Here is a 686-nt window from a genome sequence, read left to right on the forward strand (position 1 = left end):
TGGTGTTGCGAGCGCTAACAGAAATGGATGGTCACTTACTGAAAGCCGAACATTTTAATTTGCCACAGCCGCAGTCAGTTGGCGGGGGCAGTGCAACGCTTAATATTGATGGTTCTTTGGACGAGATCATGCGTGATTATGAATCCCAGGTGTTGGAGCGTTTGTACCAGTCGTTCCCGTCAAGCCGTAAGTTAGCGAAGCGTTTGAACGTATCGCATACGTCTATTGCGAATAAGTTACGTGACTATGGGATTCGTAAGAATTAACGCGAGTAATCAAGAAAAGGGAAGTTGTCGTTTGTAATGGAAGATCATAGTTCATCAATCGCCGTTCACAAGTTGGACGGCGACTTGCTTCTACGAACCGCTGAAATCGGTGATGCCGATATGATCGCGGCGTATTTTCAATCTAATCGCGATTATTTGAAGCCATTTGAACCAAAGCGAGAAGAGGCGTTTTTCTCTGTTAATGGTTGGCTCCAAAAACTGATTAAGTTGAATGAGCTCCATCGCATGGGGCTTGGCTACTATTGCTTGCTAATTCATGTTGATACAGGGCGCATGCTAGGAACGATTTCATTCAGTAGTATGAGTCGTTTTCCATTTTATAGCTGTAACGTTGGCTATTCCTTGGCGGAAGAGGCACAAGGTCACGGCTATATGCGTCGTGGGTTAAAAATGGCATGC

2 protein-coding genes are annotated in these 686 nt (G+C 45.2%); both read left to right on the plus strand.

All coding sequences use genetic code 11. The features are described 5' to 3' along the window. Positions 1–266, plus strand: a 266-nt coding sequence (locus R7P74_RS26665; protein WP_336624118.1) for a TyrR/PhhR family helix-turn-helix DNA-binding protein, incomplete at its 5' end; no start/stop codon positions are given. Positions 267–302: 36 nt separating this feature from the next. Continuing rightward, positions 303–686, plus strand: a 384-nt coding sequence (locus R7P74_RS26670) for a GNAT family N-acetyltransferase (protein ID WP_318123665.1), incomplete at its 3' end; no start/stop codon positions are given.

The organism is Vibrio sp. 2033, assembly GCF_033339735.1.